Consider the following 1,663-nt stretch of genomic DNA (forward strand, 5'->3'; position numbering starts at 1 on the left):
GCGGCCCCGCTCATGCGGGGCGAGCCGGGGTACGCGCCGAAGCTGGACCGCGACAACGACGGGGTCGCCTGTGAATAGCGGGCATCACTGGTAGGACGTTCGCGGGCGGAGTAACGTTCACGACATCAGAACATGAAGATCTGTTCATATGGCTAAGGAAGCCGCCATGAACCAACGACTGACGACCGCATTGCCGCTCGCGGTGATGCTCGTGGCCACCGCGACGGCGTGCGTCCAGGGCGGCGGCGGAAACCCCCCGGCCGGCCAGAACGTCCCCGGGGTGATCGAATCCACCTCGCCCGCGGTGGAACCGACGTCCATGAATCCGCAGAAACTCGACGACTCGGTGGTGTTCCTCATGACCACCGTCTCCGGGTACGTCCTCGACCCGGGTGAGGGGGAGGGGGACGACGTCCGGTCCACCGAGGTGACGGCGGTACGGACCTGCACGGGGTGGATGGCCGGCGAGGACGGGGAGATCATCACCGCCGGGCACTGCGTCGGCCGGGATGAGGGCCGTGACGTCGTGATCTCCTCCTACCTCGACGACCACGACGTCGCCGACGAAGGATCCCTGGAGGCCGTGGTCGAGGTCCGGGTGATGGCCGGTCAGCCCGACATCGACGGCGCCACCATCACGGACTGGGTCCCTGTCCGGGTCGCCGACGTGATGCCGTTCGAGGACGGGGATCTGGCCCTGCTGCGGGTCGAGGCGACGGACTCGGGCTCGCGGCCGCCGGCGTTGGCGATAGCCGAGGAGGACCCGCAACCGGGCGACAGTGTCACCTCGATCGGCTTTCCCGGCGCCGGTGCCGACGTCTCGGAGGAGAAGGCAATCCAGCCCCCGTCGTTCAAGGCCGGCACCGTCTCCGCGCGGCCGGCCTCCGCGAGGGGGGTGGAGGGATACGAGATCGACGCCGACATCAGCCCCGGTATGGCCGGCGGGCCCACCGTCGACGGGTCGGGTCGGGTGGTGGGCGTGAACTCCTACGCCATCCGCGGCGGATACCAGGCGTTCAACATCGTCACCGGCACCTCCGAACTTCGACGCTTTCTGGCCGACAACGGGGTGGGGTGACCGGCCGCTGCTCAGTCGCCGGCGTCGGCCAACAACCCGTAGAGACGCTTGCGTAGCGCGACCAGTTCCTCGGTGGCCGCGGTGCTGGTGGTCGGGTCGCCCGTCTGGACGACGGCCCGGACCGCCATGGCGGCCTCGCCGAACGCCTTCCAGAGGTCGGCGTCCCCGCCCAGTCGGGAGGTGGCCTCCTCGGTGGCGTCGTCCCACGGGGCGGGGCGGTCCGCGAGTGTCTCGAGCTCGACGCGACCGGCGTCGGTGAGCTGGTAGTGCTTGGGTCCGGCGTCCTCCGCGGGACCGATGAGGCCCTCGTCCTCCAATAGAGACAGGGCCGGGTAGACCGCGCCCGAGCTGGGGCGCCACGTGCCGCCACTGCGCTCGGCGAGCTCGCGGATGATCCCGTAGCCGTTCCGCGGTCCCTCGGCCAATAGCAGGAGCGTGCCGCGTCGGACGTCCCCTCGTCGTCGTCGCCTCTGGTGGCCGCGCCGCATCCCACGTCCCTCATCGAACGGGCCGAACGGGCCGCCCGGGCCGAAAGGTCCACCGGGCCCGAACGGGCCGCCCGGGCCGAACGGGCCGCCCGGGCCG

General features: G+C 71.0%; 3 protein-coding genes. 2 read left to right on the forward strand and 1 reads right to left on the reverse strand.

Translation table 11 applies throughout. The features are described 5' to 3' along the window. On the forward strand, window positions 1–78 hold a 78-nt coding region (locus G6021_RS10020), incomplete at its 5' end, for an excalibur calcium-binding domain-containing protein (protein WP_182609844.1). A gap of 88 nt (window positions 79–166) precedes the next feature. Beyond that, window positions 167–1,078: a serine protease gene (locus G6021_RS10025; protein ID WP_182617686.1), complete on the forward strand. Its 912-nt coding sequence runs from the start codon at window positions 167–169 to the stop codon at window positions 1,076–1,078. An 11-nt stretch (window positions 1,079–1,089) separates the two neighbouring features. Here G6021_RS10025 and G6021_RS10030 read toward each other — a convergent pair. Continuing rightward, window positions 1,090–1,663 (reverse strand): PadR family transcriptional regulator (locus tag G6021_RS10030; RefSeq protein WP_206682656.1); only part of this gene is annotated, 574 nt, incomplete at its 5' end.

This window comes from Dietzia sp. CW19 (genome assembly GCF_014145265.1).
GTDB classification, from domain to species: domain Bacteria; phylum Actinomycetota; class Actinomycetes; order Mycobacteriales; family Mycobacteriaceae; genus Dietzia; species Dietzia natronolimnaea.

Bases quoted from the DNA above. Each gene is read 5' to 3' on its own strand.
- G6021_RS10025 (WP_182617686.1), top strand. From the start codon at position 167: ATGAACCAACGACTGACGACCGCATTGCCGCTCGCGGTGATGCTCGTG.